The sequence below is a fragment of the Variovorax sp. LjRoot130 genome (assembly GCF_964253755.1).
Lineage (GTDB): Bacteria > Pseudomonadota > Gammaproteobacteria > Burkholderiales > Burkholderiaceae_C > Variovorax.
This window is the reverse complement of sequence record NZ_CAXURM020000001.1, coordinates 875,001-890,946: the sequence shown is the minus strand read 5'-3', so window position 1 is coordinate 890,946 and position 15,946 is coordinate 875,001. Positions and strand designations below refer to the sequence as shown.

11 protein-coding genes, 2 tRNA genes and 3 rRNA genes (1 of these 16 running past the window's edge) are annotated in these 15,946 nt (G+C 61.7%); 6 read left to right on the top strand and 10 right to left on the bottom strand.

Annotated elements, in window-relative coordinates:
• Nucleotides 1-3 precede the first annotated feature (3 nt).
• A complete protein-coding gene (locus tag ACSQ86_RS04470; protein WP_436302823.1) occupies nt 4-1,362 on the top strand; it encodes an FAD-binding oxidoreductase in 1,359 nt (452 codons plus the stop codon).
• Here ACSQ86_RS04470 and lnt read toward each other — a convergent pair.
• From lnt to ACSQ86_RS04450, 4 genes are all read right to left on the bottom strand, one after another.
• Nucleotides 1,322-2,896 (bottom strand): apolipoprotein N-acyltransferase, encoded by a 1,575-nt coding sequence (lnt, locus tag ACSQ86_RS04465; RefSeq protein ID WP_436308544.1) that lies wholly within the window; start codon nt 2,894-2,896, stop codon nt 1,322-1,324. The genes ACSQ86_RS04470 and lnt overlap by 41 nt on opposite strands.
• A complete protein-coding gene (locus ACSQ86_RS04460) occupies nt 2,893-3,771 on the bottom strand; it encodes an HlyC/CorC family transporter (RefSeq protein WP_093109454.1) in 879 nt (292 codons plus the stop codon). The genes lnt and ACSQ86_RS04460 overlap by 4 nt, the downstream gene beginning before the upstream one ends.
• A 71-nt stretch (nt 3,772-3,842) precedes the next feature.
• On the bottom strand, nt 3,843-4,568 hold the full coding sequence (locus ACSQ86_RS04455; RefSeq protein WP_436293819.1) for a GNAT family N-acetyltransferase: 726 nt from the start codon (nt 4,566-4,568) through the stop codon (nt 3,843-3,845).
• A gap of 108 nt (nt 4,569-4,676) precedes the next feature.
• The gene (locus tag ACSQ86_RS04450) at nt 4,677-5,150 is read right to left on the bottom strand and encodes an Lrp/AsnC family transcriptional regulator (RefSeq protein WP_093109452.1); all 474 of its coding nucleotides are present in this window, start codon (nt 5,148-5,150) and stop codon (nt 4,677-4,679) included.
• Between the two features lie 165 nt (nt 5,151-5,315).
• Here ACSQ86_RS04450 and hppD point away from each other — a divergent pair, with 165 nt between their 5' ends.
• The 3 genes from hppD to phhA are packed head-to-tail and all read left to right on the top strand — an operon-like array spanning nt 5,316 to nt 8,163.
• Nucleotides 5,316-6,443 carry a 4-hydroxyphenylpyruvate dioxygenase gene (hppD, locus tag ACSQ86_RS04445; RefSeq protein ID WP_093109451.1) on the top strand — a complete coding sequence of 376 codons (1,128 nt, stop codon included), beginning with the start codon at nt 5,316-5,318 and terminating at the stop codon, nt 6,441-6,443.
• A gap of 27 nt (nt 6,444-6,470) precedes the next feature.
• Nucleotides 6,471-7,274, top strand: a complete 804-nt coding sequence (locus ACSQ86_RS04440; protein ID WP_093109450.1) for a transporter substrate-binding domain-containing protein — start codon at nt 6,471-6,473, stop codon at nt 7,272-7,274.
• Between the two features lie 19 nt (nt 7,275-7,293).
• Nucleotides 7,294-8,163: a phenylalanine 4-monooxygenase gene (phhA, locus tag ACSQ86_RS04435; protein ID WP_436308543.1), complete on the top strand. Its 870-nt coding sequence runs from the start codon at nt 7,294-7,296 to the stop codon at nt 8,161-8,163.
• Nucleotides 8,164-8,181: 18 nt separating this feature from the next.
• On the opposite strand, the gene ACSQ86_RS04430 is transcribed toward phhA, so the two are convergent.
• Complete coding sequence (locus tag ACSQ86_RS04430; protein ID WP_436308542.1) at nt 8,182-9,066, bottom strand: esterase/lipase family protein; 885 nt, start codon at nt 9,064-9,066, stop codon at nt 8,182-8,184.
• Between the two features lie 103 nt (nt 9,067-9,169).
• On the opposite strand from ACSQ86_RS04430, the gene ACSQ86_RS04425 reads away from it, so the two are divergent.
• Nucleotides 9,170-10,861 carry an AMP-binding protein gene (locus tag ACSQ86_RS04425; RefSeq protein WP_436308541.1) on the top strand — a complete coding sequence of 564 codons (1,692 nt, stop codon included), beginning with the start codon at nt 9,170-9,172 and terminating at the stop codon, nt 10,859-10,861.
• Nucleotides 10,858-11,781, top strand: a complete 924-nt coding sequence (locus tag ACSQ86_RS04420) for an MBL fold metallo-hydrolase (protein ID WP_436308540.1) — start codon at nt 10,858-10,860, stop codon at nt 11,779-11,781. Before ACSQ86_RS04425 ends, ACSQ86_RS04420 begins: the two co-directional genes overlap by 4 nt.
• Nucleotides 11,782-11,855: 74 nt before the next feature.
• On the opposite strand, the gene rrf is transcribed toward ACSQ86_RS04420, so the two are convergent.
• The 5 genes from rrf to ACSQ86_RS04395 form a co-directional block, all read right to left on the bottom strand.
• A 5S ribosomal RNA gene (gene rrf, locus ACSQ86_RS04415) occupies nt 11,856-11,968 on the bottom strand.
• Between the two features lie 118 nt (nt 11,969-12,086).
• Nucleotides 12,087-14,959 (bottom strand): 23S ribosomal RNA (locus ACSQ86_RS04410).
• Between the two features lie 321 nt (nt 14,960-15,280).
• Nucleotides 15,281-15,356: transfer RNA gene (locus ACSQ86_RS04405), tRNA-Ala, on the bottom strand.
• Nucleotides 15,357-15,383: 27 nt separating this feature from the next.
• Nucleotides 15,384-15,460 (bottom strand) — tRNA-Ile (locus tag ACSQ86_RS04400).
• A gap of 69 nt (nt 15,461-15,529) precedes the next feature.
• Nucleotides 15,530-15,946 (bottom strand): 16S ribosomal RNA (locus ACSQ86_RS04395) (it continues 1,118 nt past the right edge of the window).
• The 16S, 23S and 5S rRNA genes sit together here with 2 tRNA genes alongside, the layout of an rRNA operon.

Sequence of the window (15,946 nt, the reverse complement as noted above, 5' to 3'; positions counted from 1 at the left end):
TTCATGAACGCGCCCGCATCCGCCATCGAGCAATTGCATCTGGAACTGCCCGAACTCGACTGGATCACCGACGAGAACCGCATCGCCCGGCTCTCGCAGGACTTCTCGTGGTTCAGCCCGGTGCTGCAGCGCCAGCTGAAAGACAAGCGCGCGGATGCCGTGGTGCGCCCGCGCACCGAAGACGAGATCCGTGCGGTGGTGAGCGCCTGCGCGCGCCGCGGCGTGCCGATCACGATCCGCGGCAGCGGCACCGGCAACTACGGCCAGACCACGCCGCTCGCAGGCGGCGTGGTGCTCGACATGACGGGCTACAACGCCATGCAATGGGTGCGCCCCGGCGTGGCGCGCGCACAGGCGGGCATCCGGCTCGGCGAGCTCGAGAAGCACACGCGGCCTTCGGGCCAGGAACTGCGCTGCGTGCCCTCCACCTACCGCAGCGCGACATTGGGCGGGCTCTTCGGCGGCGGCTTCGGCGGCGTGGGTTCGATCAACTACGGGCCGCTGGGCGCCACCGGCAACGTGCTGGGCCTGCGCGCGATGACGATCGAGGCCGAACCGCAGGTCGTCGAGCTGCGCGGCGCGGAAGCCTTGCGCATGCACCACCTGTGGGGCACCAACGGGCTGGTGCTCGAGCTTGAGGTGGGGCTGGCACCGGCCCATCCGTGGCTGGAGAGCCTGGTCGTCTTCGAGTCCTTCGACCAGGCGCTGGCCTTTGCCGATGCACTCGCCCATGCACCGGGGATCGTCAAACGCGAGGTCGCCTTCTTCGGAAGCCCGGTGCCGGACCACCTGGCGCAGCTGGCCGAGCATCTGCCGAAGGGCTGCCATGCGGTGCTCTCTCTGGTGGCCGAATCCTGCGAGGCGCCGATGCTGGAACTCGTTGAAGCGCACAGCGGCACGGTGAGCTACCGCAAGACGGCCGAGGAGGTGTGGAAGAGCAACCGCACGCTGATGGAGTTCACCTGGAACCACACGACGCTGCATGCCCTCAAGGTCGACAAGAACCTGACCTATCTGCAAAGCGGCTTCACGCCGGGACAGCATGTGCAGCAAGTCGCCGAGATGGAGCAGCTGTTCGCGGGCGAGGTCATGATGCACCTGGAGTTCCTGCGCACTGCCGCAGGCCTGATGACCTGCAGCGGGCTGCAGCTGGTGCGCTTCACGACCGAGGAGCGGCTCGACGAGATCATCCGCCTGCACCGCGAGCGCGGCGTGCACATCAACAACCCTCACGTCAACATCGTCGAGGACGGCAAGGCCGGCGGTCCGCTGCCGCCCGAGGTGATCGAAATGAAAAAGCGCTTCGACCCGCAGGGCCTGCTCAACCCCGGGAAGTTGCGCGACTGGCCTGTCGCCGGCTGAGCAGCAGCTTCGCCGCCACGATCAGCAGCGCCAGCCCCCACAGCGGCCAGAGGCCGAAGCGCGAGACCCACATCGCATAGGGCGTCAGTCCGGTGCGGCCTTCGACCTCTGCCACCAGCACGCCGCGCGTGAGCCGCGGCAGCGCATGCGTGACGCGGCCGCGGTGGTCGATGACGACGGTGGCGCCGGTGTTGGTGGCGCGCACCATCGGCCGCTGGAACTCGAGGGCACGCATGCGCGAGATGGCCAGGTGCTGGTCGATCGCGATGCTGTCGCCGAACCAGGCGATGTTGCTCACGTTGAGCAGCATGGTGGGCGCGCTGGCTTCGTCGCGGAAGTTCGCGCCGATCTCGTCGCCGAACAGATCTTCATAGCAAATGTTGGGCGCGATGCGCTGGCCCTGCCACGCGAAGGGCGGCTGCGCGAGGCCGCCGCTCTTGAAGTCGCCGAGCGGGATGTTCATCATCTCGGTGAACCAGCGGAACATCCCCGGAATGAATTCGCCGAAGGGCACGAGGTGGTGCTTGTCGTAGCGATAGGGTGTGCCCTGGCCCGGGCCGAAGCCCAGCACGGTGTTGGTGTAGAGCCGGCCATCGCCCAAGGGCAGGCCCACGATGGCGGCCTGCTTGCCGTTCGCATAGCGCGCAGCGATCGCATCGAGATAACCGGGCGGCAATTGCGAAGGCAGCAGAGGCAGCGCAGTCTCGGGCGTGATCACGAGCGATGCGGTCGCGCTCTGCAGCTGCTCGCCGTACCAGCTCAGCGCGGTCGCGATGCCGCCGCCTGGAATGAATTTCTCGTCCTGCGGGATGTTGCCTTGCAGCAGCGCGAGGCCGAGGCGGCCGCGCGACTGTGCTGCCTCATCGGCTTCGCCGCGTGCCGCGCCGATGAGAGCGGGCGCGCAAAGCAGCACCAGCGCCACGGCGACCGGCGCCGCCAATGCGCGGCCGCGCGCATGGCGAAGCAACAGGGCTGCCAGCGTCGCGATGCCCGCGGCCAGCATGCCGACGCCGTAGACGCCGAGCCAGGGCACATAGGCGGCAAGCGGCCCGTCGACGTGCGCGTAGCCGCCGGCACCCCACGGAAAGCCGGTGAACAAGCTGTTGCGCAACAGCTCGGCCAGGGTCCACAGGGCCGCGAACAGCGCGGCCGCGTACGCCCGGCTGGCCGGTGCGAACGCGACGAAGAAGGCACAGGCCGCGGCGTAGTACAGCGCCAGCGCCGCAGAGAGCGCAAGCACCGCCAGCGCAGCGAGCGGCGCAGCGAGGCCGCCGTAGGTGTGCATCGAGACGAAGAGCCACCAGAAAGTGCCGCAGAGCCAGGCGGTCGCGAACAGCCAGCCGTAGAAGGCTGCGCTGCGCCACGAAGGGCGCGGGCTGGTGCGAGCCCGCAGCGCATCGAGCTGCCAGGCCAGCGCCGCGAGCGAGATCAGCTGCAGCCACCAGAGCGGCTGCCCGTTCCAGGGGGCCGCAATCGACGCGGCCTGCGCGAGCCCCGCGATGCCGAAGCCCAGCGCGCGCGCGAGCGTTTTCAATCGGTCGCGTCGTCGCCGCGTGCGGGCGAGACCTTGAACCAGCGCACCGCGCCACCCTTGGTGTGCAGCACGACGAAGTCGAAGGCGCCCAGCGCATAGTGCTCGCCGCGCTTGGGCACATGACCCATCTCGTGCGCGATCAGGCCGCCGATGGTGTCGAAGTCTTCGCTCAGCACTTCTTCGTCGAAGACGATGCCGAAGGCCTCCGCCACGCGCTCGATCGGCGTGTCGCCCGAGACGCGGTAGGTGCGGTCGGCCAGGCCGAAGATGTCGCCCTCGTCCTCTGCGATGTCGAACTCGTCCTCGATCTCGCCGACGATCTGCTCCAGCACGTCCTCGATGGTGATGAGGCCTGCCACGCGGCCGAACTCGTCGATCACGATCGCGAGGTGGTTGCGGTTGCCGCGGAACTCGCGCAGCAGATCGTTCAGGCCCTTGCTCTCGGGCACGAAGGTGGCGGGCCGCAGCAGCGCGCGGATGTTCAGGCCCGGCGCGCGCTGCAGCTTGAGCAGGTCTTTCGCGAGCAGGATGCCGATGATGTTTTCTTTTTCCCCCTCGTACACCGGAAAGCGCGAGTGCGCGGTGTCGATCACGAGGTGCAGCAGCGCGTCGTAGGGCGCGTCGATGTTGACCAGGTCCATCCGCGGCGCCGCCACCATCACGTCGCCGGCGGTCATGTCTGCCATGCGGAGCACGCCTTCGAGCATCACGCGCGATTCGGCGCCGATCACATCGTTGTCCTCGGCATCGGCGAGCGTTTCGATCAGCTCGTCGCGCGAGTCGGGGCCCGGATGGATGAATTCGGCGAGCTTCTGCAGAAAACTGCGCTTGTCTTCGCGTTCGACGGGCGCGCGTTCAGGGTGAGGGTCGGCCACTGCGGGAGGGCGGAGTTGGGGGATCACAAGGATACCGGAAGAAGCACGTGCCTCCCCCGGTATGGCCCCGTTCAGGGCGAGGACTGGTCGCGGGCGGCGCGCACGCCGCTGCGGATTTCCTGCACGCTGGCGAGAAAAGCCCAGAACTGCTTGGCACGCGTCTTGAGTTGGAAATCGACTTCGGCGTAATGTTCCAGCGCGATCTCGCTCATGCGGCTGTCAAAGGTCGCATCGGGCAGTTGCAGGTGCGCCTCGGACTCGGAGCCGCTGCGCACCACGGTCGCACCGGCATTGCGCGCGATCTTGAGCATGGCGGCGTTCTCGCTCAGCGCGTGGATGAACAGCATGCCGACGCCTTCGTTGCGCGCGACCACCACCGCGCGTTCGAAGAGCCGCGCACCGTAGCCGCGCCCGCGCGCATGTTCGGCCACCGAAACCCCGAATTCGGCGCAATCCTTGTGCTGGTCTGCCGGGGCGAACGCGAGATGGGCCATCGCGATCAGGTCGAGACGACGGTTGTAGATGCCGAACAGCTCGTCGCGGTCGAAGTCCAGGCCGTCGACATAGCGCTGGACCTGCTCGTCGGAGGCTGCATAGCCGAAACGCAGGTAGCGATCGTGCGGCTTGAGAGCAAGAAGATGCTGCGCAATGCGGTCGCGCTCGCGTGGGCCGATCGAGCGGATCGGCACCATGACGGGTGCGGGCGCGGCGGCGCGTGGCTGGGTCTCAACCATCGGCGCTTTCAGGAAAGAGCCGAGGCCAAGCGAGGCTTTGAGGAGTGCCTTGGCGGTAAGCATGCATTCAATATAAGGGTTTTCCCCTAACCAACAAGACCATAGGGACGAAAAAGTAGGTCATTGGTAAACGAATACCAATCCCGTGGGGTGCACGCAACCAATATGTTGTTACACGGGCACAGCAGTGGTCGCCTTGACGCGGTCGAGCACGAAGCTGGTCTTGCAGTCCTGCACGCTGGGGTGCTTGAGCAAGGTGTCCATGATGAAACGGCTGTAGTGCGCCATGTCGGCGACGACCACGCGCAGGAGGTAGTCCATTTCGCCCGTCAGCGCGGCGCATTCGACCACCTCGGGCCAGGTCTGGACGCTGGCGCGGAACAGGTCCATGGGGTTGCGCTTGTGGCTCTCGGTGTGCTTTTCGAGCCGGACATTGAGATAAGCCGTGAGCCCCAGGCCGACCGCTTCGGGTTTCACGAGCGCCACATAGCGGTCGATCACGCGGCTTTCCTCCAGGCGCTTGACCCGCCGCAGCACGGCGCTGGGCGAGAGGCTCACCTCTTCGGCCAGTTGGTCGTAGGTGGCGTGTCCGTCAATCTGCAGGGTGCGCAGAATAATACGATCTTGCTTGTCGAGTGCGTCCATTTCTGTATTTTCGCAGTTTTCTTGCGTTTAAGCCGCGCAGCAGGCGCAATAACGCTGAAATCATGATGACTGGCGCTTTTACAGTTCAACACGGACGCTGCGCATGCGCGGCGCGACACTGAATCCCGCCCTCCCATCCTCTCGCCTTCCATTGGAGACAAGCCCATGAGCACCGCCGACGCCCCCGCCTTCACCCCTTGGGAGAATCCCATGGGCACCGATGGCTTCGAATTCATCGAATATGCCGCACCCGATCCGGCCGCCATGGGCCAGGTGTTCGAGCGCATGGGCTTCAAGGCCGTGGCCAAGCACCGTCACAAGAACGTGTTGCTGTACCGCCAGGGCACGATCAATTTCATCGTGAACGCCGAGCCGGACTCCTTTGCCCAGCGCTTCGCGCGCCAGCACGGGCCCAGCGTCTGCGCCATCGCCTTCCGCGTGCAGGACGCCAAGGCCGCCTATGAGCGCGCCATCGCGCTCGGCGCCTGGGGCTTTGCCGACAAGGCCGGCCCGGGCGAGCTCAACATTCCGGCGATCAAGGGCATCGGCGACAGCCTGATCTACCTGGTCGACCGGTGGCGCGGCAAGAACGGCGCGCAGTTCGGCGACATCGGCAACATCGGCTTCTACGACGTCGACTTCGAAGCCCTGCCCGGCCTCAGCGCGATCGAAGCGCTGGCGCCCGAGGGCAACGGTCTGACCTACATCGACCACCTGACGCACAACGTGCATCGCGGCCGCATGAACGAGTGGGCGGACTTCTACGAGCGCCTGTTCAACTTCAAGGAGGTCAAGTACTTCGACATCGAAGGCCAGGTCACGGGCGTGAAGAGCAAGGCAATGACCAGCCCGTGCGGAAAGATCCGCATCCCGATCAACGAGGAAGGCAAGGAACAGGCCGGCCAGATCCAGGAGTACCTCGACCTCTACCACGGTGAAGGCATCCAGCACATCGCAATGGGCTCGGACAATCTCTACAAGACCGTCGACGCATTGCGCGCCAACGGCGTCAAGCTGCTCGACACCATCGACACCTACTACGAACTGGTGGACAAGCGCATTCCGGGCCACGGCGAAAACGTCGAGGACCTGCACAAGCGCAAGATCCTGATCGACGGCAAGAAGGACGCGCTGCTGCTGCAGATCTTCAGCGAGAACCAGCTGGGCCCGATCTTCTTCGAGTTCATCCAGCGCAAGGGCGACGACGGCTTCGGCAACGGCAACTTCAAGGCGCTGTTCGAGAGCATCGAGCTCGACCAGATGCGCCGTGGTGTGCTGGCCGCCGCACAATAGCCGCCCCATCACACACAGGAGCGCGGAATGCGTCAGACCTTTTGGATTCGCTCGTCATGGATCGCAGCCGCGGTCCTCGTCCTCGGCGGCTGCGCCATGAATCCGCAGCAGCGTGCGGGCGCGGCCTCGTCGCATCTCGACGCGGTGCAAAAGGCTGGCGTGCTTCGCATCTGCACGCCGGGCGACTACAAGCCCTTCAGCTTCCAGAAGCCGGATGCGAGCTACGAAGGGATCGATGTCGACCTGATGGCCAGCTTCAGCACCAGCCTCAATGCGAAGCCGGAATGGGTCAAGACGACCTGGGCCAATCTGCTGCCCGATCTTGCGGCCGGCAAGTGCGATCTGGCCGTGGGCGGCGTGTCGGTGACGACCGAGCGCCAGAAGCGTGCCTTCTTCAGCGCGCCCTACATGGTCAACGGCAAGACGCCGATCGCACGCTGCGCGGACGTCGCCAAGTACCAGAGCGTCGCCGACATCGACAAGCCGGAAGTGCGCGTGATCTTCAACCCGGGCGGCAGCAACGAGCGTTTCGCGCGCGCCAACTTCAAGCGCGCCAAGCTCACGATGCACGGCGAGAACGTGACGATCTTCGACGAGCTGCTCGCGAACCGCGCCGACGTCTTCGTGACCGAATCTGCCGAGGCCATCACCCAGCAGAAGCTGAAGCCGGGTCTGTGCGCCGTCAATCCCGACAAGCCGCTGCAATACGGCGAGATGGCCTGGATGCTGCCGCGCGACGACATGGCCTTCAAGGCCTATGTCGACCAATGGCTGCACCTGTCGCAAGCGGGCGGTGAGTTCCAGCGCGTGATGGACCGCTGGCTCAAGTAAGAAAACATCGGAGCTTTTCATGGAGACGCCAACAGGTGCGGTCATGCCCGCCGTCTACGGTCAATCGGAGCGCCCGCCGCGCGGCGACTATTCGCGCGGCGGCGCCGTTCTCGCCGACTACACCTGCCCGCAGGACTGGGCCAGCTACACGCCGGCCGACCACGACACCTACCGGCGTCTCTATGAACGCCAAGCCGCACAGTTGCCGGGCCTCGCCTGCGATGCCTTCATCGCGTCGCTGCCTTCGCTCGGCGTGAAGGACCGCATTCCGCGCTTCGAGGAGATCAACGAGCGGCTCTACAAGGCGACGCGCTGGGAAGTCGTCGCAGTGCCCGGACTCATCCCCGAGTTGCCCTTCTTCACGCTGCTCGCGAACCGCAAGTTCCCGGTGACGGACTGGATCCGCAAGCCCGAAGAGTTCGACTACATCGTCGAGCCGGACGTGTTCCACGATCTGTTCGGCCATGTGCCGATGCTCTTCGATCCGTCCTTCGCCGACTATGTGCAGCGCTACGGCCAGGGCGGCATCAAGGCGCACGAGCTGGGCGCCGGCGAGAAGCTTGCGCGGCTCTACTGGTACACGGTCGAGTTCGGGCTCATTCGCCAGCCGGACGGCTTGCGCGCCTACGGCGCGGGCGTCCTGAGCTCGGTCGGCGAGCTGAGGCACGCGGTACGCAGCCCTGAGCCCTACCGGCTGCCGCTCGATCTGCTGCGCACCATGCGCACCCGCTACAAGATCGACAGCTACCAGAGCACCTACTTCGTCATCGACAGCTTTGCCCAGTTGTTCGAACTGACGGCGCCGGACTTCACGCCGCTCTACCAGGAACTCGCGATGCAGCCCGACATCGAGGCTGGCGTGCTGCTGCCGGGCGAATCCACGGCCTAGCTGTTTTCCCGGCGCGCTTCAGCGCGCGAGCAGGGCCAGGGTCTCGCGCCTCAACCTGGAATCGAAGGCCATCTCCACATGCGCACGCCCGTCGGCGAGACGGTTGTCGGCGCCGGGCAGCGTCGCGTTCGACGTCGGAAAGACGATGTTGTCGCAGTTCGAGTACCAGCAGGTGAAGGAAACCTGCCGCGTGCTGGCCCGCTCGCCTTCGATCTTCTGCATCCAATCGCCTCCCACTCGCATCTGGCGCCCATTGACCGTGCGGCCGAAGCGCGCGAGCCAGGTGCCGCGGTGCGGCGTGCCGATGGTGACGATGCGGTGCACGCGCGTTGGATCGGCGTCGCGCAGCCAGGCTCGGGCGGCCAGACCACCCATGCTGTGGCAGATCAGCATCGGCGGCAGGGAGGTCGCTGCAGTCACCCGCAGGATCGCGTCGTCGATGGTCTGTGCATAGTGGTCGATCGAGCCGAAGACAGGCTCGAGATCGACCGCAACGAAGGCACGGTCGTCGGCGCGCAGTTCGCGCAACCAGGGGCTCCAGAAGCCGCGGTTGCATAGAAAGCCGTGGACCAGCACCACGCCCCTTCGACCGTTGGCCGGCAGGTGATCAGGCACGGCACGCGAATGAAAGGGCTGGTACCAGCAGAAAACGCGAGGCGCGAGCCAGCTCTCGGCCAGCCACGCCCCGATGCACTGGGGCACTCGGGCGCGGGGAAGAGGGTCGCGGCCGTTGATGCGGTAGCTCGCCACGAACTCGATCGCAAGGACGGTCGTGTGGGTACAGGTCAACGCGATGAGGCTGAGCACAGCCACGAGCGGCGACCGGCTCCACCAGAAGCTCGCCCAGGCGATCGCGACAAGAAGACCACCGAGCACAAGACACTGCTGGAGACGCGCAACCATGCGGCCGACTATCGCATGCGCGACAGATCGGGCGCCACCCTAGGACAAGCCCGCTGGCGGCAAGGGCGGACCCGCTTCGACAATCCGCGCCAAAGGAGATCGCATGCAGTCATCCATATTGAAGAACTACCCGGCCGGCGTGCCGCACGAAGTCCATCCCGAGCAGTACCGCTCGCTGGGGCAGCTGTTCGACGAATCATTCACGCGCTACGCCGAGCGGCCGTTTTCGGTGTGCATGGAACGATGGATGTCGTATGGCGAACTCGACGCGCTGTCGAAGGCGATGGGCGCATGGCTGCAGTCGCGTGGCTTGGAGCCCGGCGCGCGCGTGGCCATCATGCTGCCCAACGTGCCGCAGTTCGCCGTCACGATGTGCGGCGTGCTGCGCGCGGGCTACACCTGCGTCAACGTCAACCCGCTGTATACGGCGCGCGAGCTCGAACACCAGCTGAAGGATTCGGGTGCGACGGCGATCGTCATCCTCGAGAACTTTGCGGCGACGCTCGAGCAGGTGATCGAGCGGACGCCCTTGAAGCACGTGGTGGTCGCCTCGATGGGCGATCTGCTCGGAGGCCTTTACGGCACCTGGATCACGGTGGCCGTGCGGCATCTCGCCAAGATGGTTCCGCCATACAAGCTACCGCTGGACAACGGGCGCACCGTCACGCCCTTTCCCCAGGTCATGGCCGAGGGCAAGGGGCGTACGCTGGCCCCGGACCCCAGCACGCTCGACTCGATCGCCTTCCTCCAATACACCGGTGGAACCACGGGGCTGTCGAAGGGCGCGGTGCTGACCCATCGCAACATCGTCGCCGCGACGCTGCAGGCCGAAGCCTGGTTCACGCCCGCACTGGAACGGGCGGGCGATCTGTCCAAGGTCAACAGCATTGCGGCGCTGCCGCTGTATCACATCTTCGCGCTGACGCTGTGCCTGCTCGCGATCCGCCAGGGCTCGCACCTGACGCTGATCCCCAACCCGCGCGACTTCGACAAGTTCATCGCCGTGCTCAAGAAGCGACCCTTCCACATGCTGCCGGCGGTGAACACCTTGTTCAATGCCCTGCTGATGCACCCGCAGTTCAAGACCATCGACTTCTCGACGCTCTTTGTCTCGCAGGCCGGTGGCATGGCGGCGTCCGAGGGCACAGCCCGCAAGTGGTTCGAAGCCACGGGCTGCCCGATGATCGAAGGCTGGGGTATGAGCGAGACCTGCGCGATCGGGACCAACAACCCGGTCTCCAACACCGCGTTCACCGGAACCATCGGGTTGCCGCTGCCCAGCATCGAAATCGCCATCAAGGACGACGAAGGCCGCTCGCTGCCCCCGGGAGAGGCGGGAGAGTTGTGCATCAAGGGGCCCAACGTCATGACCGGCTACTACAACCAGCCGGCCGAGACCGCGGCGGCATTCACCGCCGACGGCTTTATGCGGACCGGCGACATCGCGGTGATGCAGGAAGACGGCTACAGCCGAATCGTCGATCGCAAGAAGGACATGATTCTGGTGAGCGGGTTCAACGTGTTCCCGAACGAATTGGAAAATGTCATCTCGCTGTGCCCCGGCGTTGTCGAGTGCGCGGCGATCGGGGTGCCGGACGAGAAGCAGGGCGAGGCGATCAAGGTTTTCGTCGTCCGCAAGGATCACTTGCTGACCGAGGAGACCGTGATGCGCTACTGCAATGATCAGCTGACCGGCTACAAGCGTCCGAAGCACATCGAGTTTCGAGAGAGTCTGCCAAAGACGAATGTCGGGAAGGTCCTCCGGCGCCAGCTGCGACCAGGCGCGACGGCTTGAGCGCGGCCGCTGGTCTGCCGGCGCAGCTCCAGGTTTTTGAGCGCGGATGGCTTTCGTCCAACAACATCCTCTTGGTGGGCCGTGACGAGACGGCCTTGGTCGACACCGGCTACGCGACGCATTGCAGCCAGACACTGGCGCTGGTCGAGGCCGCGCTCGGAGACCGGCCGCTCCACCTTGTGCTGAGCACGCATTTGCACAGCGACCACTGCGGCGGCAACGCGGCGCTGCAGCGGCGTTATCCCATGGCGCGTACCTTCATTCCGCCGGGAGAGGCATCTCTGGTGCAAATCTGGGATGAGGATGCGCTGAGCTATCGGGCGACCGGGCAGCAGTGCCCTCGCTTTCGCTTCGACGGTCTTCTGGCGCCGGGCCGGGATGTGGTGCTGGGTGACCTGGCTTGGCAGGTGCATGCCGCGCCGGGCCACGACCCGCATTCGATCATCCTGTTCGAGCCCGGCTCACGCACCCTGATCTCGGCCGATGCGCTCTGGGAGAACGGCTTCGGCATCGTGTTTCCCGAGTTGGCAGGGGAGCCGTCCTTCGATGAGGTGGCTGCCACCCTCGACTTGATCGAAGCGCTGGATCCGGTATGCGTGATCCCGGGCCATGGGGGCGTCTTCAGCGAGGTGGCGGAAGCGCTTTCATTGGCGCGGCGCAGGCTTGAGGCTCTATCGCGTGATCCCGTCAAGCACGCCCGACATGCGCTCAAGGTGCTCATGAAATTCAAGCTGCTGGAACTGCAGACGACGAGCGTCGACGAATGGAAAAACTGGGCTCGAAGCACACCTTACTTCGACGTCATTCGTGCGCGCTTCTTTGCCTCGTCGTCCCTCGATGAGTTGAGCGCTGAGGTTCTTGCGGAATTGGTCAAGGCCGGAGCCGCCTTTGCCGATGAGACGGAAGTCCGAAACAAGTAACCATTCATTGCTTTTGGAATACTCAAAAGCAAAAAGCCCAACCATTTCTGGTTGGGCTTTTTGGGGCTGTAAGAGCCTGACGATGACCTACTTTCACACGGGAACCCGCACTATCATCGGCGCTGAGGCGTTTCACTGTCCTGTTCGGGATGGGAAGGAGTGGGACCACCTCGCTATGGTCATCAGGCATAAAGGGTTGTTGCATTGACTGGGTCAATACAACGAATTCATAGAGTTTGGAATCAGCTTTGAGTGTTTTGAATGCGTCAACTTGGCATAACACCTTGATCGTAGATCAAAGTTATAGGGTCAAGCCGCACGAGCAATTAGTATCGGTTAGCTTAACGCATTACTGCGCTTCCACACCCGACCTATCAACGTCCTGGTCTTGAACGACTCTTCAGGGGGCTCGAGGCCCCGGCAGATCTCATCTTGAAACGAGTTTCCCGCTTAGATGCTTTCAGCGGTTATCTCTTCCACACTTAGCTACTCGGCAATGCCACTGGCGTGACAACCGATACACCAGAGGTGTGTCCACTCCGGTCCTCTCGTACTAGGAGCAGGCTTCCTCAAATCTGCAGCGCCCACGGAAGATAGGGACCAAACTGTCTCACGACGTTTTAAACCCAGCTCACGTACCTCTTTAAATGGCGAACAGCCATACCCTTGGGACCGGCTACAGCCCCAGGATGAGATGAGCCGACATCGAGGTGCCAAACACCGCCGTCGATATGAACTCTTGGGCGGTATCAGCCTGTTATCCCCAGAGTACCTTTTATCCGTTGAGCGATGGCCCTTCCATACAGAACCACCGGATCACTATGTCCTGCTTTCGCATCTGCTCGACTTGTCAGTCTCGCAGTTAAGCACGCTTATGCCATTGCACTATCGTCACGATGTCCGACCGTAACTAGCGTACCTTCGAACTCCTCCGTTACGCTTTGGGAGGAGACCGCCCCAGTCAAACTGCCTACCATGCACTGTCCCCGATCCAGATAATGGACCTAGGTTAGAACCTCAAACACACCAGGGTGGTATTTCAACGTTGGCTCCACAAGATCTAGCGACCCTGCTTCAAAGCCTCCCACCTATCCTACACAGATCTGTTCAAAGTCCAATACAAAGCTACAGTAAAGGTTCATGGGGTCTTTCCGTCTTTCCGCGGGGAGATTGCATCATCACAAACATTTCAACTTCGCTGAGTCTCAGGAGGAGACAGTGTGGCCATCGTTACGCCATTCGTGCAGGTCGGAACTTACCCGACAAGGAATTTCGCTACCTTAGGACCGTTATAGTTACGGCCGCCGTTTACTGGGACTTCAATCAAGAGCTTGCACCCCATCATTTAATCTTCCAGCACCGGGCAGGCGTCACACCCTATACGTCCACTTTCGTGTTTGCAGAGTGCTGTGTTTTTAATAAACAGTCGCAGCCACCGATTTTTTGCAACCCATTCATGCTCCGTTGTTCACTTCACACTAATAGGGCACACCTTCTTCCGAAGTTACGGTGTCAATTTGCCGAGTTCCTTCTCCTGAGTTCTCTCAAGCGCCTTAGAATACTCATCTCGCGCACCAGTGTCGGTTTGCGGTACGGTCGTGTGTAGCTGAAGCTTAGTGGCTTTTCCTGGAACCTCGTTCAGTCACTTCACCAGCAAGCTGGCTCGATCGTTGGCCTCGGTATATGACGGGCGGATTTGCCTACCCATCGCCTACTTCCAACTAAACCGGGATATCCAACACCCGGATGACCTATTAAGATCCGTCCCCACATCGCACTACACATCGGTACAGGAATATTGACCTGTTTCCCATCAGCTACGCATCTCTGCCTCGCCTTAGGGGCCGACTCACTCTACGCCGATGAACGTTGCGTAGAAAACCTTGCGCTTACGGCGAGGGGGCTTTTCACCCCCTTTAACGCTACTCATGTCAGCATTCGCACTTCTGATACCTCCAGCACGCTTTACAACGCACCTTCACAGGCTTACAGAACGCTCTCCTACCACTTGCAATAAATTGCAAATCCGCAGCTTCGGTAACTGGCTTAGCCCCGTTACATCTTCCGCGCAGGACGACTCGATCAGTGAGCTATTACGCTTTCTTTAAATGATGGCTGCTTCTAAGCCAACATCCTGACTGTTTTAGCCTTCCCACTTCGTTTCCCACTTAGCCAATTTTAGGGACCTTAGCTGGCGGTCTGGGTTGTTTCCCTCTTGAGTCCGGACGTTAGCACCCGGTGCTCTGTCTCCCAAGCTGTACTCGTCGGTATTCGGAGTTTGCCTTGGTTTGGTAAGTCGCCATGACCCCCTAGCCAAAACAGTGCTCTACCCCCGACGGTAATACTTGAGGCACTACCTAAATAGTTTTCGGAGAGAACCAGCTATTTCCAAGTTTGTTTAGCCTTTCACCCCTATCCACAGCTCATCCGCTAGTTTTGCAACACTAGTCGGTTCGGACCTCCAGTACCTGTTACGGCACCTTCATCCTGGCCATGGATAGATCACTTGGTTTCGGGTCTACACCCAGCGACTGGACGCCCTATTCGGACTCGATTTCTCTACGGCTTCCCTATTCGGTTAACCTTGCCACTGAATGTAAGTCGCTGACCCATTATACAAAAGGTACGCCGTCACCCCTTACGAGGCTCCGACTTTTTGTAAGCACGCGGTTTCAGGATCTATTTCACTCCCCTCCCGGGGTTCTTTTCGCCTTTCCCTCACGGTACTAGTTCACTATCGGTCGATGATGAGTATTTAGCCTTGGAGGATGGTCCCCCCATATTCAGACAGGATTTCTCGTGTCCCGCCCTACTTGTCGTTAGCTCAGTACCACACAGGTCTTTTCACGTACGGGGCTATCACCCGCTATGGCCAGCCTTTCCAAGCTGTTCCGTTAAGTCTTGTGCTATCACTAACAGGCTCTTCCGATTTCGCTCGCCACTACTTTCGGAATCTCGGTTGATGTCTTTTCCTCGAGCTACTGAGATGTTTCAGTTCACCCGGTTCGCCTCGCATGACTATGTATTCATCATGCGATACCTTTCGGTGGGTTTCCCCATTCGGAAATCTCCGGATCAAAGCTAATTTGCCAGCTCCCCGAAGCTTATCGCAGGCTATCACGTCCTTCGTCGCCTATCATCGCCAAGGCATCCACCACGTGCTCTTATTCACTTGACCCTATAACTTTGACGTTTCTTCACAGAAACCAAAATCATTTCAAGGAATATGTCAGGTCTTTCACCTGACGCGTTATGCCGTCTTCATACTTTCGATTTGACTCGAAATTGAAGTTCATTTGACGCAATCAAAAATTCATGTCGCTGATGGCACGGTCTGCACTAAACCTTTACGAATGTGCAGTTTCCATCAGCAACGCTGATTCGACTCTATGAATTTTTAAAGAACAGCCGATTGATCAAGAGATCTCGATCAACAACAAAGAAGCCTCATGCTCACGCACAAAGCCTCTTTGGTGTTGAATTTCAAACTACCGGTGTATGGTGGAGGATGACGGGATCGAACCGACGACCCCCTGCTTGCAAAGCAGGTGCTCTCCCAGCTGAGCTAATCCCCCGGGTCCTCACGAGACTATCGGAAGGAATGGTGGGTCTAGTTGGGCTCGAACCAACGACCCCCGCCTTATCAAGACGGTGCTCTAACCAGCTGAGCTACAGACCCATGTCGAAGACTCGACATCTTCCAACAACCGATAAGTGTGGGCGTTCAATTTAAGTGGCTTGTTTCCAGAAAGGAGGTGATCCAGCCGCACCTTCCGATACGGCTACCTTGTTACGACTTCACCCCAGTCACGAACCCTGCCGTGGTAATCGCCCTCCTTGCGGTTAGGCTAACTACTTCTGGCAGAACCCGCTCCCATGGTGTGACGGGCGGTGTGTACAAGACCCGGGAACGTATTCACCGTGACATTCTGATCCACGATTACTAGCGATTCCGACTTCACGCAGTCGAGTTGCAGACTGCGATCCGGACTACGACTGGTTTTATGGGATTAGCTCCCCCTCGCGGGTTGGCAACCCTTTGTACCAGCCATTGTATGACGTGTGTAGCCCCACCTATAAGGGCCATGAGGACTTGACGTCATCCCCACCTTCCTCCGGTTTGTCACCGGCAGTCTCACTAGAGTGCCCAACTAAATGTAGCAAC